Below are 17,344 nucleotides of genomic sequence, written 5' to 3'. Positions count from 1 at the left end.
GACCGGTTTTCCTTCATCTTTCAGGTTGCTGTCTGACTGCAACCTGAAATCTATTGGGTATTTCTTTCGGGCACCTGACAGGCATCGGCCTGAGGCACCAAGCTAATTTCGACCCGACGATTAAGCGCGCGCCCCTCCGTTGACTCATTAGTCGCGATAGGGCGTGTTGCCCCGTATCCCTGTACAGCAAAGCAAGTCGGCGAGACGTCGCTGGTTGACAGCATCCAGTCACGCAGAGCTTCGGCACGTTTCAGTGATAGTGTCTGGTTGGCACCGGCATCACCGGTGATATCGGTATGCCCAGCCACTACAATCAGCCAGCCGGGTTTGGCCCTAATATCAATTAGCGCACTGACCAGCATTTTGGTACTGCCCGGTTTGAGCTGGTACTTGCCGGTGTCAAATAGCGATAGCGCGTCGAGACGGACGGTTTTTGGCGTTTGCTTTTCCACCGGTGTAGGCGGTGGCGGTGGCGGAATATAAGTATCAATGGCTTGTTGAAGGGCTAACCATAAACGTTGCCCTGGGTATAAACCCAGACTGTATTTCAGAGGCTCACCCTGCCGCTGCCAGCGCTCGAGTAACAAGGCATCCTGTTGAAGAGCGGCGAGTGCCTGCGCTTTGGGTTCGTAGTGAGTCATCGGGATGGCATGCCAGCGTTGCAAATCTGTCTCTACCTGATAGATAAGGCTGCGGTTATTAGCCACAGAGAATCCAATGGCACCCAGAGCACACAGCATCAAAAGGCATACCATACGGCGAGAGTCTTGCCCGCCCTGTACTGGTAAAGCATAAGGCGACAGCAGCGGAAGCACCGCATCAGGAAAGCGATATGAATTCTCAAGTTTCGCTGATGTTTGAGCAAGTTGAAGACCGGTTCGGCGATACAGCCATTGAACCCAAAGGGAGTGACTTTCTCCTCTCGGATAACCGGTGCGCAGTGCAACCGCAAAAGGAGGCACCGGCGGGCAAAGCCGGTCAGTTTTCTCTAGCTCATCAAGCACGATTGCACGGATAAAGGTGAATGCCTGGCTCAGAATAGGGAGGAGCCTGATGTTCTCCGCCGAGAGTTGCCATTCCTGCAATGGAATGAGAGCTTCATTCTCTGGACACACTACAGCGTCGGCCCCACGAACAATATTCCACGGTGTTTCAGGCCCGGAGAACTGGCAACTCAAAACCACGGGTAAGCGGAAGCCGATCAGCACACTCAACTGCTTGACCTGTTGGCGCAAGGCTTTCAGCGATGCCCGCAGCACAGCCTCATCCTGATGCTGATCCGGCAGACAGCTGTACATAATTGAAAGTTGCCCCAGTTGGCGGGGCTGTTGTAGCTGAATGTTGCGGACAATCTCGGGGAGCGCGCCAATATCACCGACGCGCAGCCAGCAGCCTTGCCCGGTTTTTCTCAATGGCCGTTCTGGAAACAAGTCATCCAACCCATCACCGCACACCAGCACCACAGGACTTTGGTTTTCAATCAGTGGCAAATCTAATGTGACAACAGTGCTAGCCGCAGCGGCGCAGCGGCGATAACGTCGCCACACGAGCCGACAGGCGATCATAACAATCACCAGTGAGAGCAGCCCTTTGGCCCAAATTGCAACCGGGAAGAAGTACCACAGCAGCCAAAGCAACACAGCGGTACTGATGAAAATGTGAAACATCCCGGATACGATGACTGATTTACGCATTAGTGTCGTAACTCCGGGAGTTGAGCGGACAGCAATACCTGTAACCAGTGATGCCCCCCCACCATACGACCCCAGTGAGAACCATCGCAAAAGCAACCCAGAACCACACTGAGCGTAATAGGGTGTAACGACGGCGGCCGGTTTTGTGAACTATCAGTGATAAACCCGCATCAGGTGGTGAAACACGTTCGTTCAAGGCTTTCAGAGTTTCATCTCGCTGGGCCTGATCCACCGTTTTCACGCTGTACAACCCCTGAAATCCCAGAGATAGCACTCGGTGATAGCACGTTAATACCGCCGCGACAGGTGCCGGTTGACGCAGCACTTCAGCAATACGATCCCAAATAGCTTCACCGGCGTGTAGAGAACCGAAAAAACGGGCCTGAAGGGGTGCCGTTCGCCAGGCTCGTTGCCCTTCGTCGGCAGTAATTTCCTCGCCCTCTTCGGCACCCTTTGGCTTACGGCTCATCACGGTTTCATCAAGCAGGGCGCATTGGGCATAAGTAATGTGTTCAATGCTGGTGTCGTCGTAGCCCGCTTTCTCCAGCGCTTCACGAACGTTTTCAACCTGCTTTAGGCAATTTTGATAGAGCGCTTTACCATCAGGTGTGGTGGCACCGTGCCGCAGCATGGCGACTGTCAGCCAAGTTTCGGTCATCAGTTGGTCAATATCGATTTCTTGTCTCATGAGCGCAACACCGCAAATAACTCAAGTTCCAGTGACCCCAGAAGAGAAGGGACGTAGAACATGCACACCCCTTGCTCCAACATGTCGCGGGCAGCCACACTTTCCATATCGAGCGCAAAATACTGATTTTCCAAACGAACAGGCAGCGCAGCAGGGACGCGATTTACCGCAATCAGCGGAATACCTTTTAGCGCCACACTGTAGATTTCATTCACATCATCTGGAGAGCCAGCCTTGCAGAGTGCCGGGAATCGCTCGGCAATTTGCCAAGCGGGGATATCAGAGCGCACAGAGAGGTACAAATCGGCTTCCTCACGTAAGCGCACATCATGCAAGGATGCTTTCCATGTTTGTTCATCGGGCCGTGACATTTCCAAAGCAATAACCCGTGATGGCAAACTGGCCTCCAATAACCCGCTAATCAGATCAAACAGCGGTGGGAACGTATTACCCGGTTCCGTATGGTCATATCCCGGTATCGCATCAAGATCGCTATCGAGCGAGAAGGTCAGCATGCTCCCAGCCAGACGCGCTAGCTCAGCCCAAACCTGCTCAGGATGGCGAGCAGGGAAGCGCTCATATTCGGTCAATACGCGGGCGTGAGAATTAAGGGCATTGAGCAACCAGAAAAGAGAAACATCCGCTACCGCGAAGTCAGCCAGCCGTTCGTTACTCTCACGGCGCATCGACATCAAACGCTGACGGCGGGAGCGCAACTGGCGATTCAGCAAGACCAGACGCTCACGCAATATCGGGCTGGCGGAAAATAGCACCATTGGGGGGATAAACTGGGGATCCTGACGCCATCCGCCCTGCCCATCACGCACCAGACGCGCAATTGCGCAGGTTTTCCACGATTCGTTGCTTTCATGCTGGAAACGAATCGTCAGGTTGAAACGTGCCACCGCCATTGATTCTTCTTCAGGCCCAAAGGCATCTGGAACAGTGACCCATTCCTCGCAATAGCGCAGTGGGCGTTCAGAAACCGTGGCTTCTTGCTGCACATTGGAGGTTCCTGGTTGCATCAGCGGCAGCGCGAGCATGACGGTCACTGCCTCCTGACCCACCAGTTGATTGATCACCAACTCACGCGCTACCGGGGGTAAATCGCTATTGAGTGTGTCAACCAATGTGCCATCAGGGAGCCAAAGCCGCAGGTGACGGATTTGTATCAGCCCGGAAGACAGTAAATTGTCATCAAACTCCACCTGTTCCACGCCCCATGGGAATGGGGAGGCTAATGAAGCCACGCCAACACTCCTAAAGGATTCCCATTCTGACTGTTGCTGGAACTGCTGAGGGGACAGCAATGCCCCCTCATTCCATAACGGACGATAAATTTTCATCGTATTTCCGTTTATGCCTTAGCCTTCGGCATCTGCGAGACTAATGACAGATTCACATCCATGCCTTCCACCTGGAAATGCGGCACGGCATACAGTTTGACGCGGAAGAAACCTGGGTTGTCTTCAATATCTTCGACCGTCACTTTCGCATCACGCAGTGGATGGGAAGCCTGCAAATCATCACCAGGATCAGTCATTTCAGTGACCAACGTGCGGATCCAGTTATTCAGTTCCAGCTCCAACAGACGGCGGTCTTTGGTGGTACCGATGTTCTCGCGCTGAATCAACTTCAGATAATGGGCAATGCGTGACAGCAAGAAGATGTATGGCAAGCGCGCATTAATACGGCTGTTGGCAGTGGCATCAGCGGTGTCATACAGCGCAGGCTTCTGGGCAGAGTTGGCCGAGAAGAAGCACGAGTAATCACGGTTTTTGTAGTACGACAGCGGAATAAAGCCCAGATTGGCAAACTCAAATTCGCGCGTTTCCGGGATCATCACTTCTGACGGGATTTTGACCTGATTACCGGTACCCAAATCGTACAGGTGAATAGGCAGGTTGGTCACCGCGCCACCGGCCTGCGGGCCACGGATCTGCACACACCAGCCGTTTTTGATGAAGCTTTTCACCATATTGGCGGCAAAAGCAAACGAGGCGTTGGTCCACAGATAACGGTCATGGTCCGGCCCTTTCACCTGCTCTACGTAGTTAAAGCTGCGTACCGGCACCGTGTCCGGGCCGTAAGGCAAGCGCCCCAGCACGCGCGGCATGGTCAGGCCGATATAGCGGGAATCATCTGAGTCGCGGAAGGCTTTCCACTTGATGTATTCGGCGCGGTCAAAGTAGTTAGCGATATCTTTGATCGCCGCCACTTCTTCCATGTTCTCTTTGCCAAAGAACTCGGGGCCAACGGAACCGATAAACGGCATATGGGCCGCCGCCGCCACTTTGGAGATATTACGCAATAGCGCGATATCCTGTGGGCCACGGTCAAATTCGTAGTTGGAGATAGCCGCTGCAATTGGCTCGCCGCCAGGAGTATCATATTCCTGAATATAGGTCTGAGCGTATAACCCGCTTTGCACGATTTCAGGCGCATCTTCAAAATCCTGCACCAGATGATCTTTACTGATATCCAGTAATTCAATGCGAACATTTTGACGGAAATCAGTTTGATCAATAAGGGATTTCACGCCACGCCAGGTGGACTCTACCCGTTGGAAATCAGGGTGATGCATCACTGCATCTAACTGGCGACTGATTTGGTCATCCAGCGCCGCAATGTGGCCATCCAGCAAGGTTTTATCCAGCTTTTCCACTTTTTTCGACGACTGCTTCAGCAGATCCAAAAAGACACTGACGGCGGCAGTGACGCGCTCATCGGTGGTTGCATCCGCCATGGCATCGTTATTCTGGAAAGCATCAAGACCGGTCAGTGAAGATACCGGGCTGAGGTTGATTTTTTCAAACAAAGAGGCGTAAACCCCTTGGGCTACAGCGTTATTCTTTTCTAATACGGTCGTCGCACTACCCTGCGCAGTATTTTCCTGTACAGACATCAGCATGTTCCTTCTCTTTTCTTTCTATTTATTACTGGCGGCCAATCCGCTGATTAACAGTCTTTGGGGGCTAATGCCGCCAATTCAGCGCGAAGTTCATCACTCAAAGCATCGTCTTTCAGGATGTTTTCCAGCTCACGACGGAAAGTGGCGTTGTCCAGCAGATTGGACTTGAGGTCACGCAACAAATTACGCATCGCCAGCAAAGCACGCAGTTGAGGGATTTGACGAGCGACGCTTTCCGGTTCGAAATCTTTCATTTCGCGGAAGGTCAGAGACACGGCAGTATCGGTGTTATCACCTGCCAGCGTGTCGGGTACCGCGAGTTTCAGGCTCGGTTGGAACTCAGCCAGAACGCTATTAAAATTGTTTTTATTGATATTGAGCTTTTCACGTTCAGACAGCGGGCGCTGTTCCTGACCGTTGCTGTAATCCCCCATCACCAACAATTTTAGCGGGAGCTCTACTTTCTTCTGAGCCCCACCAGTGTGGAGGTCTAACTTAATATTAATACGCGCTTTGGGTATTTCATTTTGGAAACTTGAAGAAGACATCGACATTCCTTGTTAGGGAAAAAAATTAAGGAAATCCATTCCTGAAAAAACGCGTAAAAATAATCTACTTGTGTGAACACAATATCTAACACCCTCCGAAACGTCGGGCGTATGTAATAATAAAATAATTGTCCGTAGATAACCTTACCCATTCACAGGATGGCATAACACGGTATCTGATAGGTATTTTTCACACACATAAGCACATCAATTAAATACCCGAGGCGCAGTGTAGAAACATTAGCCACTTAACACCAACGCGTTAAATGTAACTAAATGTAAATTAAAAAGGTAAAAAACAAAGACAACATCCTATTGATGTGTAAGACTTTTCTTACAATAAAAATGTAACCACATATAACAAAAGGGATTAATAATCATCATATTGCTTAAAGTAATAGTTTTGGAAATGTATTGTAGGAACATGCCTACAAATATTTTTTCGAAAATGTGACATCCCTCAGGGATATTTGATTACAAGAAGCACAAATAAAAGCTCAATCTATTATTAGAACGAATCAATTAACTTCTAGTAACGTAAATATAATTTATTGCTAGATAATATCATTGGATGCTTGAACATAGCCTAGCCTACACAAAACTTAACTTTCTTGGAGCTAATATGCGTAAGAAGCGCTGACCAGATATTGAAACTGCTTGATTTTGCGTAGCCCAGAGATCACACTCATTTTATGAACGCAGACTCTCACCTGAATAGATTACAGCCCTTGAGGCTCAGTACCAACACAGTCGTGACCGCCGTGTCTGCGACAGGATTCGTTGTGCGCTTTTGTCTGCTCAAACAGCCATGATTGCGCAGTCACACTTGCTGATATATCAAAGGCAACAGGAAAACAGTAATTAACTCAATGTTCAATGTATGTAGAAGATTGATAGGGAATTGCGCCACCTCCGTTGCCTCATGGCGGCAACATCAAGACGTTTATCCTTCATCTTGAAGTTTATTGGGTATATAGAGTTTAGGTTTTTGATAAAAGATCATAAATTACCTGATTTCATGAGAAAATTGCCCCGAATACCAATACTGGCAGTACCTGCATTCTCTGACAGATATGCTATCTTTACTTTTTTACTCAGTATGTATCCTATGTCAAATACCCAGCAATTCTCATTTGAATCACGCCCGCTGGTGCCTTTCGCCCATGATTATGCCCATGGTGCCAGTGAGCCTTGGCACAGCCATAACTGTGCTCAATTGCTGCATACCTTAAGCGGCGTCGTACATGTGCAAACGGAACATGGGAGTTGGATTGTACCCCCAAGTCGTGGTGTTTGGCTGCCTGCGGGGACGCGTCACTGCCTTCGAGTTACGGGTAATGTTGCCGCCAGAACCCTGTTCATTGACCCTTTCGCTCGCGCAGACCTACCTTCAGTATGTCAGGTGGTACAGATTTCCCCTTTGCTCAGAGAGTTAATTGTCGCGTCAGTACTTTTACCTGCTAGCTACTCTCCCTATTCTCGTGATGAGCGCATTTATGAATTGATTCTCGATGAAATCCGGGTGATGACGGTGCTGCCTTTCAATCTTCCCGAGCCACAAAGTCCGACACTCTTGTCACTTTGTCGGCAGATACAAGCTGAACTGGGTAAACCCTGGACAACCGAGCAGGCAGCGGCGCTGATCAATGTCAGTGAACGGACACTATTGCGTCACTTTAAACAGCATACCGGGCTGGCATTCAGTGAATGGGTACGCCGCGCCCGCCTGATGGAAGCATTAAACCGCCTTGCTCAGGGGCAGTCGGTACTGCGAGTAGCGCTGGATCTGGGCTATGAAAGTCACAGTGCATTCAGCGCCATGTTCCGGCGTATTCTAGGGGCTTCTCCCAGTGATTATTTTCTCAAATCATAAATCGACTGACTCAAGTGATTCCCTAATGCGTTGAATAGCGCTTGAAGTGATGCCCGCGAAATATCGTTATCGATTCCAACACCCCATTGGCTTTCCCCGTTATCAAATGTGCAGCGGATATAGGATACCGAGCGGCTCTCGCTATGACGCCCCAAAGTGTGCTCATGATAATCCTGAATCGAAAAGCGCTGTTTTACCACCGGCATAATCGCGTATGCTGCCGATGAAAGTAGACCATTTCCGGTTCCTTGCAGTAAAAACATCTCGCCATTAACCTCAACACGCACCTTGATATGTAATGAATTAAGCTGGCTTTCAGTGCTGTACTCCACCAGCCGCAAAACAGGATGTTCATGTGGGCCATAAATATGATGGAACAGCCGCCACAGTGCGGCCTGAGTTATTTCTCTGCCGTGCTCATCAGTTTCAGCTTGAACGCGCTGACTGAAGTCTTGCTGTAGCCCGCGAGGCAAAACCAATCCATGATTTTGCTCCAATATCCAGGCAGCACCACTTTTACCTGACTGACTGTTAACCCGAATAACCGCTTCATACGTGCAGCCAATATCGTCGGGATCTACCGGCAAATAAGGCATCTCCCAAAGTGTAGGTTGCTGAAGTTGACGCGCACTGAAACCTTTCTTGATAGCATCCTGATGTGAGCCGGAAAATGCAGTAAAAGCCAGTTTACCCGCATAGGGGTGCCGAGGATGTACCGGCAGTTGATTACATTGTTCAACCACTTCAACCACCTCTTTCATCCGACTAAAATCAAGGCCTGGAGATATCCCCTGACTATAAAGATTCATCGCTAAAGTCACCAAACAGACATTCCCGGTGCGCTCCCCATTACCAAACAAACAACCCTCAACACGATCAGCTCCCGCCAGCATGGCCAATTCCGCACAAGCAATGCCTGTACCTCGGTCATTGTGTGGATGCACACTGATACATACAGCGTCCCGCCATGAAAAGTGGCGACAGAAATGCTCAATTTGATCGGCATAAACATTGGGTGTATTAACCTCAACGGTTGCCGGTAAATTGACGATCATCGGCCTTTCATCACAAGGATGCCAAACAGCAGCAACCGCCTCGCAGATCGCCAAAGCAAATTCTGGTTCGGTAAAGCAGAATGTTTCAGGAGAATATTCATAACACCACTTTGTTTGCGGATGACTCTCACACAAAGCGCGGATCTGCCGGGTTGAATTGACCGCAAGCTGAATGATTTCCTCTTTGCTCTGACGGAAAACCAACCGACGGAATAAGGGGGCCGTAGCGTTATAAAGATGAACGGTGGCACGTTTAGCACCAATTAATGACTCGAATGTCCGCTCAATAAGATCTGCCCGCGCCTGAGTCAAAACCTGAATGGTGACATCATCAGGAATACGTTTTTCTTCAATGAGTTGTCTCACAAATCGAAAATCAGTTTGTGAGGCAGAAGGGAATGCTACTTCGATTTCTTGAAAGCCGCATTTGAGTAATTGTTCCCAAAACAACAGTTTTCGCGTGCTATCCATGGGTTCGGAAAGTGCCTGATTACCGTCGCGTAAATCGGTGGAAAGCCAGCGAGGTGCCTGCGTCAGACTATTATCCGGCCAGCGCCTATCGGCTAATGGCAGTGGTGGAAAGGGGCGATATTTTTGCGAAGGGTCTGTCAGCATGATAGATGTCCTGATGGTGTGTTTCTTTCATCCTGACAATTTTCCCTGCTGGCCGCTTCAGCATAACTGACAACAACTAGCGTAAATCCGACACGACATTTAATACATTAGCGTTTTTACGGCTCGAGTCCTGATATAGAAAGCAAGATCATGGCCTTATTTGACAGATAATCTACTATTAACATCCAGATGAGCATCAACCAGAGCGTCGAATTGCCCCTTAAGTATTTTAATTATTGTGATATAGGAAAGATAAAGCATGAATAAAAACTGGATATCTAAAACTCTGTTAGGTGCAATGGCCTTTGTCGGCACCATCACGCTAATTCCCACGGCACAAGCCTGTACCCGAGCTGTTTATCTGGGGCCGGAAAATTTAGTGATAACCGCCCGCTCGATGGATTGGAAAGAAGACCTTCATTCTGATTTGTGGGTATTCCCACGAGGAATGGAGCGCACTGGAAATGCGGGGCCAAACTCAGTGACGTGGACATCAAAATATGGCAGCGTGATCACCGCCGCCTATAATATAGCCACTACTGACGGCATGAATGAAAAGGGCTTGGTGGTGAATATGCTGTGGCTGGCTGAATCCCAATACCCAAAACCCACCCCGGCTAGACCTAATATTTCACTAGCGGCCTGGGGGCAATATGTTCTTGATAATTTTGCTACCGTTGATGAAGCTGTTAATAACCTTAAAAAAGAACCCATTACAGTATTAACCAGTAATGTCCCCGGCCAAGAAAGGCTTGGAACCATTCATCTCACGCTGTCCGATGCCAGTGGTGATAGCGCCGTATTTGAATATATTGATGGCAAACTCACTATTCACCACAGCCGGGAATATCAGGTGGTCACCAACTCACCGACCTATGACAAACAATTAGCGATCAACTCCTATTGGCAAAGAATTGGTGGCACCAACATGCTGCCGGGCACCAATAGCTCCAGTGATCGTTTTGTTCGCGCGCAATTTTATATTAATGCAATTCCCAAATATACCGATAAGCAACTGGCTACAGCGAGCGTACTGAGTGTTATTCGTTCAGTTTCTGTTCCTTATGGTATCAGCACACCGGATGAACCCAATATCTCCTCCACCCGCTGGAGAACCCTCTCAGACCAGAAAAATAAGATTTACTATTTTGAATCTACGTTGATGCCAAATACATTTTGGGTTGATTTTAATAAGATCGATTTTTCTCAATCTGCCGACGTGAAAAAGCTGAAGATCAATACTCCACAAGCGGCGCAATATACTGGTGATGTCTCATCACATTTCCAACCAGAAAAACCGTTTGTATTTGAACCTGTTATTCAGAAAACCTAACGTAGCCTGTTGGGCAGTAGAATAAAAACGGGGCGGGAATAACCCTAATGCCATTAGCATCGTGCTATTCTCGCCCCTGTTTATTGGCACCATAAACGGCATGATTCACTACGCCAGCCGCTAATGCAGCAGCGCCAACGATTCTGAAGTATTCGTCATTTTACCCATCACAAAAGCCAGATTAGCGGCAGCGACCAAAGAAGCGGCATGCGCATCCGTGCTCATTTGCTGCGCATTCAACAATCCATTGGCGGCCTCATTGGCCACGGTTATTGTGCCGACACCATTACGATAAGATTCCAGTGCGGCGTCATAGGTAATAAATGAGGTTTTCACCAGATTGAGTGCTGCCTGATTGGATTCAAGCGCAGAACGCAAGGTATCAGCCGCCACCACGATTTCACGCACGGCTAAGTCCTGCGTTTTCTTAAACCCTTCGGCAGCCACTGCCGCACGGGATTCAGCCTCTTTCACCCGTGCCGCGCGTATCCCGCCATCATAAAGAGGGACACTGACCCCGACCAAAATACTGGAAGATGAGGTTTGTTGGCTGATACCGGGCAAGCCCTGAATATCAAAACGCCCATCACCGCCCGCTACAGCTCCAGCCAGATAGACTTTGGGCAAGAAATCGGCCTCTGTTGCTTTGATACCCGCTTTGGCAGCTTCAACCGCCGCATAACTGGCTAACACATCTGGTCGCTGGGAAAGCGCCAGCCGAATCATTTTTTCGGTGGGTGCGCTGATCCCATTTGGCAAAGCCCGATCCTCGGCATACCCGACTTTCATATCCAATGACGGGGAAACCCCCATCGCACCCAGCAATACCTGATAAGCATCACGTTCACTGCCCTTTGCCATCACGCGACGTAACTCGGACTGCGCAACCTGCTGCTGCGCCAGCGCCACTTCAACGGTCGTCGCGATCCCATTTTTACGACGTTCCTCGGCAGCATCCTGAATTTTTAGGCTATTTTTCAGCGTTTGCTCTGCTATCTGGCGCTGAGTTTGTGCGGCGCCATATTGGAAGTAACTGCGAGTGACATCATAAATGAGCTTCTGGTGCATACCATTAAAGGTCACATTAGCCGCATAGGAAGTCTGTTTAGCTGCATCAAGCAGCGCGCTGCGCTGACCGAAATCAAAGATAAGCCACTGTAATGCCAAAGCAGGAACCACCGCACTACCGGAGGTTTTCAGATCCTTATCGCCGCCAATCGCGTAAGGTAACGGCGTGGTCGTACTTTGGTAGCCGCCAATCACACTCGCTGAAATGATAGGTAAAAATATCGCCTCCCCCATTCCTACCGCCAGTGCTGCTTGCCGCGCTTGTTGCCAGGCAATACGAGTATCTGGATTCTGACTTTGGGCGATATCAATCAATTCTGGTAACGAATAAGCACGGTCACTTTTTATGGTCGGCGGCGGAGCCAATTCCGCTACCAGCGGATTCGGTGGAACAGAAAAGTTACCGCTCCCCACCGAAGCATTGGCCTCAGGCGCCCAAGGTTCGGTATAAGATGCAGGTGCAAGATCCAAGCGATCTGTAGCACAACCGGCGATCAACATGCTCAGACTCAATACCGAGCCAGTCAAACTTATTTTCACTATCCGGGCCGTCAATACAACGTGCGTCATCATGTCATCCAATTCCCAGAAGTTCCTCAAGCCGCTTTATACGTTGTTGAATAGTCAGATCAATTGGCAATAATTCTTGCCGCAAGGATGTGCCATTCTGTTTTTGCTTGTTAGATAATGTCGTAGCATCGCCACCTGCCGAAAGCCGACGCAATTGTTCTACATCGGACGCCGATTTTTCAGTGGGGAGAAATAACACCGGGCATAATTTACCCATTTCGGCCAGTATTGCTTGTAAGCGCGCGCATTCTTCTCGCGAGGGGCGTAATTGCGCGGGCTCGAAGGGGATCAGCGCCAGTTCTTCTTGCGCACTGCTAATCTCCGCCTCAACAATGGTAGCCTCTCTTAGCGCCGCTGGCCGTGCTTCGGGCGATAATGCGGCTAAATTTGTTAGCGCCTTCAAGCTGTTACTGATATGTATACGCACCGCATCTGTAATCGCCACCGGCCATAATCGGGTGAAAATCATATACACCACCAGATTGCCCAGCAAAATACCCAGCACCCTATCCAGCGCTACGCCCAGATCAGTGCTCGGCCCAAAACCTTGCAATACCGTCAGCAAGAAGGCCAGCCCGACCTGCACTCCAGCATACGCGATGCGCTCACTACCACATGACACCCAAGCGGCCAGTAGAATGCAGCCAAACACCAGCGCCATCAATTGCCCAATATCATTCAGATGGGGAATGATGAAGATAATCGACAGCACCCCCATCAATGCCCCAATCAAGCAACCAATGATCCGTAATACGAGTTTATGCACCGTCTCGCCGGTGGTGCCCAGCGCCGCAACATAGCAGGTGATCATGGCGGTATGAATATCCTGCCAGTCCAATGCGGTGTAGATCAGATAGCAAATCAGCGCCGCGGCCGTAGTTTTCAGGGCAAACTGCTGATGAACAGGGTTGGTTAGGGCGTCTGCGGCAAAGAATGATGATTTAGGCGCATCCAAATCTTGCCCACTATCCCCTGTCGCTAGCGCTATCAGCGCGTTGCTGATTTCTTTTATTTCGCTACTGGCACTCTCGCTAGAAAAGTTAATAATATCAACCACATTTCCCGTAGAAATGGCCTGTGCTGTAGCACTACAATAGTTCGCCAGTTCGAGGCGAACATGTTCCGGTGAGGCTGCTGGTAAAGCCGAGGTTGCCAACAGCAACCGGTAACTGCTTTTTACCGCGCTCTCTAGCCAGGCCGCTTCAGCCGAGGGTCGCAGATGAAAAATACGCACAAAAAGCGCCCGTTGTTGATGTTCATTTTGTCCTTCTTGCAGCAGATCCCCTACACGGGCGAGGTTGGCGGCACTAGGTTCGCGCAATGCCTCCGCCACGGTAGATAGCCGCTCGGATAAACTGGCGCGCAATAATGTCTGAGGTGCCCGGCCAAGAAAAAGGTTGAAGCCAATAATCAACAACATCGGGGCAACAGCCATTAACCAGGCATACAACAGCCCCCGCGTTGCCACTTCCCCCATCGGAATATCACTCAGCAACGTCATCACAAAAGCAATCACCAGCGCAATAATACTCCCAACAGGGCCGAGTTTGCTGGCAGAGCCGAGATAGAGAAACAAAAATGAGCTAACAATCAAAGCCGCCATACGCAATGGCGCGGCTTCCAACGTGAAGTGGATAAGCAGGAATACCAAGCCAACGACCAGCGACACCAATATGGTGATAGCAATAGCCATCACCATGCTTTCTACACCATCCGGTTTCATCACGAAAATAATGAGATAGCAGCTGATCGCAGATTCTGGAATGCCGTACACCATGGCGACCAGAGCCATCAATGCGCAGAGCGCCGCTACCCGCCAGGCCATCGCCACTCGCCCAGGGAAATAGGCTAAATCAGCTTTTGCCTGGCGGATGATGCCGCCAAGGGTGCCGTCAGCAACCGTCGTCATTACGCACAATAACCACAGCAGTCGCCCCAACTCGCATCAGGTCCTCCGGCGGTTTTTCCAGACTGATTCTCACCGGGAAACGCTGAACAACACGTACCCAATTTAGTGACTTCGGCACATAAGGCAGACCACGCGGAATATTCAACATATCTTCAGAACTCACGCCCCAACCAATCCCCTCGACCCGCCCCTGAATTGCGCGCTGTCTGTCCGCCATGACATACACGGTAGCGCAATCGCCCACCTTGATATGCTTCAGTTCTGTCTCGCGGAAAAATGCCGAGGCATGCCAATGTTCGGTATTAATAAGCGTAAAAATAGCCTGATCCGGAACGACAAACTCCCCGGCGGCAACTGTCAGCCCGACGACTCGACCATCGTGGGGCGCACGCACTTGTGTATTCGCCAGTTCGCGTTCAGCAATCGCCAGTGCGGCTCGGCGTGCCACCACCAGCGCTTCAGAAGCAGCGGTGCTGCTGACCAAAGCCTCCGCGGCAAATGACTGTTTTAAAGCTTGTTTTAGGCTGACCTCGGCATCGTGTTTTGCCGTCGCCGCATCATCGACCTGCTGCGCGGTCACATAGCCTTTTGGGAGTAAAGGTTGCAGACGGGCTAATGTCTGAGTGGCTAACCTGAGGTTGGCCTGCGCTCGGACAATCTGTTCATTGGTGATCGCCGCATTGGATTGCTCCGCCACCACTGTCCGTTGCTGGGTATCGCGGGCGGCCTCCGCCATTTTTAGCTCGGCCTGCGCCTGTTCGACTTGTAGCCGATAAAGATCCGGTTCGATGGTGAACAACAGGTCACCCCGCTGAACCTTGCTGTTTTCCGTGACATTAATTGAGATAATACGCCCCGGAACCGCACTGACAACATGCACCACACTGGCCCCTAACTCGGCATCCTCAGACAACGGATTCAGTGTGGTCTGCCGCACCGAAAGCCAACCTAGTATTGCGGCCGCGATGATGATAACGCCAGCAACAATTAGCGCCAGTTGCCGTTTGCGCCCACTCCCCTGTAGTTTATTCATATTTATCATTCATCGCGTAAACAGTAATAGAGAACAGATAAATGCCACCGCAAGCGCCAGACAGACATACACCAACAGCCGCCATGGCAGCACATCATCAATACCAACTCGAATAAATACAACACGCGCAATCACTGCTGTGATTATTCCGATAAAAGCGCAAGCCATCCAAGAGGGAAAATAGGAACCGACCAACGAAAACGAGGGAGCCTCGGCACCTGAGCAACCACTCAGGGCGATAGCCGATAACAGAACCCATGGCCCAAGCCATAGATTCTGTTTTATGGCGCTTAAAAACAGAGAAAAAAGCCCCTGCTGCTTCCTGAGGGAAGTCATATTATTCATTGAACAACCTCAATTAACTCGCAACATCCCACCAGAAATTTAAGTTTATGATTATAAACAGCGGCTACGGATGGCTTCCTAAAGTATTTTTGAAAATTTGCCCATCTTTCATGATTAAACGGAATGCTTTCTCTGGCTGGGCAACAAGTTGGATATCATCCAGAGGATTACCATCGACCAGAATCAGGTCAGCCAGCGCACCATTTTCCACCACTCCCAACTTACCGGGGTAAGGATTTCTGGGGCCAGAGAAGGCACAAAGCTCAGCATTAACACGGGTTGCCATCTTGAGAATTTCAAGCGGAGAATACCAGCGGATCAACTTGGCTAATTGCGCACCTTGCCGGGTTGCCAGCCGGGCATCAAACAGAGTATCTGTGCCCCATGCGGTCTTAATGTTGTATTTTTTCGCCAACATATAAGCTGTATCCGTGCCAGCCACCATTTCGAGTTGCTTGGCTCGTGACGCCGGGCTTGCCATTGGTACTGCATCCTCGTCATCAAGGAAAGGTTGCAGGCTCCACCAGATACCTTTGTCTGCCATTAACTGAACAGTTTGCTCATCCACCAACTGGCCATGTTCAATGCACTTAACCCCACCGTTAATCGCCATAGTAACAGCCCGGGCAGTGTAGGCGTGGACAGTGACATAAGTGCCCCAGTTTTCAGCTGCTGTGACCGCCGCCTGAATTTCTGGAATTGAACCTTCCGTCACGCTGATAGAATCATACATGGAGGCTACACCGCCACCCGCCATATATTTGAGTTGCGATGCTCCTCGCATTAATTGTTCTCTGGCCCGCAATAATACTTGATCAGCGCCATCGGCAATCGCCGTCATGCCCACCCGCTCGGCATAACTTAGTGGATCAGAAGGGGTGTGCGGCAATTCACCAAGTAAACGAAAATCGCCATGCCCACCGGTCTGAGTAATGAATGCGCCCGAAGGGAAGATTCGCGGGCCAGTGGCAACATGCTCATCAATCGCGCGTTTCAGTCCAAAAACCGGCCCGCCCATATCACGCACGGTGGTAAAACCGCGCATCAATGTCGCGTCAGCTTCAGCAATGGCCAGCGCCTGAATATAGTTAAAATCCGCCGTCATGGCTGTCATCATCGACGGGCGGGCCATAATGGCATGCCAGTGGGCATCAATCAGCCCCGGCATCAATACGCCGCCGCCGCCATCAATGAGCTCCACATCCGCTGAGAGCGGTGTATCCGCAGGCTCAACCGATTTAATTTTGTTGCCTTCGACTAATACTCGTAGCCCATCGCGCAAGTGGTCTGAAACACCATCAAAGACGCGGACATTAATAAAAGCCACCACGCGCACCGTATTGGCAGCAACATCTCTTTTTTGTGGTTTTGCTCCCGATACCGCCGCCGCAACAATCGCCGGAGTGATAGGTGTTGATTGAGCCGCTTTCTGGGAAAACACCGTATTAATGCGCACGAATGCCGGACTATTACAGAGGCAACCTTCGCCATGCGTGTGAGGGAGCTGAATTAATGGCATATGAGACATAAAGTTCTCCTTAATGAACAGTCCCCCAATAAAAAATTCGAGGGCACGCTCTCGATCATAGAACAAATTTTCTCGCAACAGCTTATTTTTATGACAAAAATTAACTATAAATAGTGATAGAACTCTTATCCTGACCAGATAGCGCCGATAACTGCCTTTTTATTATTTGCCGGA

General features: G+C 50.1%; 12 protein-coding genes and 1 pseudogene. 2 read left to right on the top strand and 11 right to left on the bottom strand.

Annotation, left to right across the window (positions count from 1 at the left end):
- Nucleotides 1–50: 50 nt before the first annotated feature.
- From DX162_RS09525 to tssB, 5 genes and pseudogenes are all read right to left on the bottom strand, one after another.
- Nucleotides 51–1,694: an OmpA family protein gene (locus tag DX162_RS09525; RefSeq protein ID WP_032820676.1), complete on the bottom strand. Its 1,644-nt coding sequence runs from the start codon at nucleotides 1,692–1,694 to the stop codon at nucleotides 51–53.
- Nucleotides 1,694–2,382: pseudogene (gene tssL, locus DX162_RS09520) on the bottom strand (type VI secretion system protein TssL, short form). The gene DX162_RS09525 and the pseudogene tssL overlap by 1 nt, the downstream one beginning before the upstream one ends.
- Nucleotides 2,379–3,728 carry a type VI secretion system baseplate subunit TssK gene (tssK, locus tag DX162_RS09515; protein ID WP_004392189.1) on the bottom strand — a complete coding sequence of 450 codons (1,350 nt, stop codon included), beginning with the start codon at nucleotides 3,726–3,728 and terminating at the stop codon, nucleotides 2,379–2,381. The pseudogene tssL and the gene tssK overlap by 4 nt, the downstream one beginning before the upstream one ends.
- A gap of 11 nt (nucleotides 3,729–3,739) precedes the next feature.
- Nucleotides 3,740–5,293, bottom strand: a complete 1,554-nt coding sequence (gene tssC / locus DX162_RS09510; RefSeq protein WP_004392190.1) for a type VI secretion system contractile sheath large subunit — start codon at nucleotides 5,291–5,293, stop codon at nucleotides 3,740–3,742.
- 47 nt (nucleotides 5,294–5,340) lie between these two features.
- A complete protein-coding gene (gene tssB, locus DX162_RS09505) occupies nucleotides 5,341–5,841 on the bottom strand; it encodes a type VI secretion system contractile sheath small subunit (protein WP_004392191.1) in 501 nt (166 codons plus the stop codon).
- 1,108 nt (nucleotides 5,842–6,949) lie between these two features.
- Here tssB and DX162_RS09500 point away from each other — a divergent pair.
- Nucleotides 6,950–7,714 (top strand): AraC family transcriptional regulator, encoded by a 765-nt coding sequence (locus DX162_RS09500; protein ID WP_032820677.1) that lies wholly within the window; start codon nucleotides 6,950–6,952, stop codon nucleotides 7,712–7,714.
- On the opposite strand, the gene leuA is transcribed toward DX162_RS09500, so the two are convergent.
- Nucleotides 7,696–9,384 carry a 2-isopropylmalate synthase gene (leuA, locus tag DX162_RS09495; RefSeq protein ID WP_004392192.1) on the bottom strand — a complete coding sequence of 563 codons (1,689 nt, stop codon included), beginning with the start codon at nucleotides 9,382–9,384 and terminating at the stop codon, nucleotides 7,696–7,698. The two genes, DX162_RS09500 and leuA, sit on opposite strands and share 19 nt — an antisense overlap.
- Nucleotides 9,385–9,643: 259 nt before the next feature.
- Between leuA and DX162_RS09490 the strand changes: the two genes are divergently transcribed.
- Nucleotides 9,644–10,717 (top strand): linear amide C-N hydrolase, encoded by a 1,074-nt coding sequence (locus DX162_RS09490; protein WP_004392193.1) that lies wholly within the window; start codon nucleotides 9,644–9,646, stop codon nucleotides 10,715–10,717.
- Between the two features lie 120 nt (nucleotides 10,718–10,837).
- On the opposite strand, the gene DX162_RS09485 is transcribed toward DX162_RS09490, so the two are convergent.
- The 5 genes from DX162_RS09485 to DX162_RS09465 form a co-directional block, all read right to left on the bottom strand.
- Complete coding sequence (locus DX162_RS09485) at nucleotides 10,838–12,358, bottom strand: TolC family protein (RefSeq protein WP_032820679.1); 1,521 nt, start codon at nucleotides 12,356–12,358, stop codon at nucleotides 10,838–10,840.
- 1 nt (nucleotide 12,359) lies between these two features.
- Nucleotides 12,360–14,264 carry an FUSC family protein gene (locus tag DX162_RS09480; RefSeq protein ID WP_032820681.1) on the bottom strand — a complete coding sequence of 635 codons (1,905 nt, stop codon included), beginning with the start codon at nucleotides 14,262–14,264 and terminating at the stop codon, nucleotides 12,360–12,362.
- Entirely contained in the window at nucleotides 14,248–15,297 is a 1,050-nt protein-coding gene (gene mdtN, locus DX162_RS09475; protein WP_004392197.1) for a multidrug transporter subunit MdtN, read from the bottom strand. The genes DX162_RS09480 and mdtN overlap by 17 nt, the downstream gene beginning before the upstream one ends.
- 9 nt (nucleotides 15,298–15,306) lie before the next feature.
- On the bottom strand, nucleotides 15,307–15,642 hold the full coding sequence (locus DX162_RS09470) for a YtcA family lipoprotein (RefSeq protein WP_172460430.1): 336 nt from the start codon (nucleotides 15,640–15,642) through the stop codon (nucleotides 15,307–15,309).
- Nucleotides 15,643–15,706: 64 nt separating this feature from the next.
- Nucleotides 15,707–17,170, bottom strand: coding sequence for a metal-dependent hydrolase family protein (locus DX162_RS09465; protein WP_032820682.1), 1,464 nt, complete (start codon nucleotides 17,168–17,170; stop codon nucleotides 15,707–15,709).
- Between the last annotated feature and the right edge of the window lie 174 nt (nucleotides 17,171–17,344).

The organism is Yersinia kristensenii (assembly GCF_900460525.1).
Taxonomy (GTDB): domain Bacteria; phylum Pseudomonadota; class Gammaproteobacteria; order Enterobacterales; family Enterobacteriaceae; genus Yersinia; species Yersinia kristensenii.
This window is presented reverse-complemented; position numbering and strand designations above follow the sequence as displayed.

What these genes read in the sequence shown, in the direction of transcription:
- tssK (WP_004392189.1), bottom strand. Translation starts at nt 3,728, where the DNA reads ATGAAAATTTATCGTCCGTTATGGAATGAGGGGGCATTGCTGTCCCCT.
- DX162_RS09470 (WP_172460430.1), bottom strand. Translation starts at nt 15,642, where the DNA reads ATGAATAATATGACTTCCCTCAGGAAGCAGCAGGGGCTTTTTTCTCTG.
- DX162_RS09525 (WP_032820676.1), bottom strand. Translation starts at nt 1,694, where the DNA reads ATGCGTAAATCAGTCATCGTATCCGGGATGTTTCACATTTTCATCAGT.
- DX162_RS09485 (WP_032820679.1), bottom strand. Translation starts at nt 12,358, where the DNA reads ATGATGACGCACGTTGTATTGACGGCCCGGATAGTGAAAATAAGTTTG.
- tssC (WP_004392190.1), bottom strand. Translation starts at nt 5,293, where the DNA reads ATGCTGATGTCTGTACAGGAAAATACTGCGCAGGGTAGTGCGACGACC.
- mdtN (WP_004392197.1), bottom strand. Translation starts at nt 15,297, where the DNA reads ATGAATAAACTACAGGGGAGTGGGCGCAAACGGCAACTGGCGCTAATT.
- DX162_RS09465 (WP_032820682.1), bottom strand. Translation starts at nt 17,170, where the DNA reads ATGTCTCATATGCCATTAATTCAGCTCCCTCACACGCATGGCGAAGGT.
- tssB (WP_004392191.1), bottom strand. Translation starts at nt 5,841, where the DNA reads ATGTCTTCTTCAAGTTTCCAAAATGAAATACCCAAAGCGCGTATTAAT.
- DX162_RS09500 (WP_032820677.1), top strand. Translation starts at nt 6,950, where the DNA reads ATGTCAAATACCCAGCAATTCTCATTTGAATCACGCCCGCTGGTGCCT.
- DX162_RS09480 (WP_032820681.1), bottom strand. Translation starts at nt 14,264, where the DNA reads ATGACGACGGTTGCTGACGGCACCCTTGGCGGCATCATCCGCCAGGCA.
- DX162_RS09490 (WP_004392193.1), top strand. Translation starts at nt 9,644, where the DNA reads ATGAATAAAAACTGGATATCTAAAACTCTGTTAGGTGCAATGGCCTTT.
- leuA (WP_004392192.1), bottom strand. Translation starts at nt 9,384, where the DNA reads ATGCTGACAGACCCTTCGCAAAAATATCGCCCCTTTCCACCACTGCCA.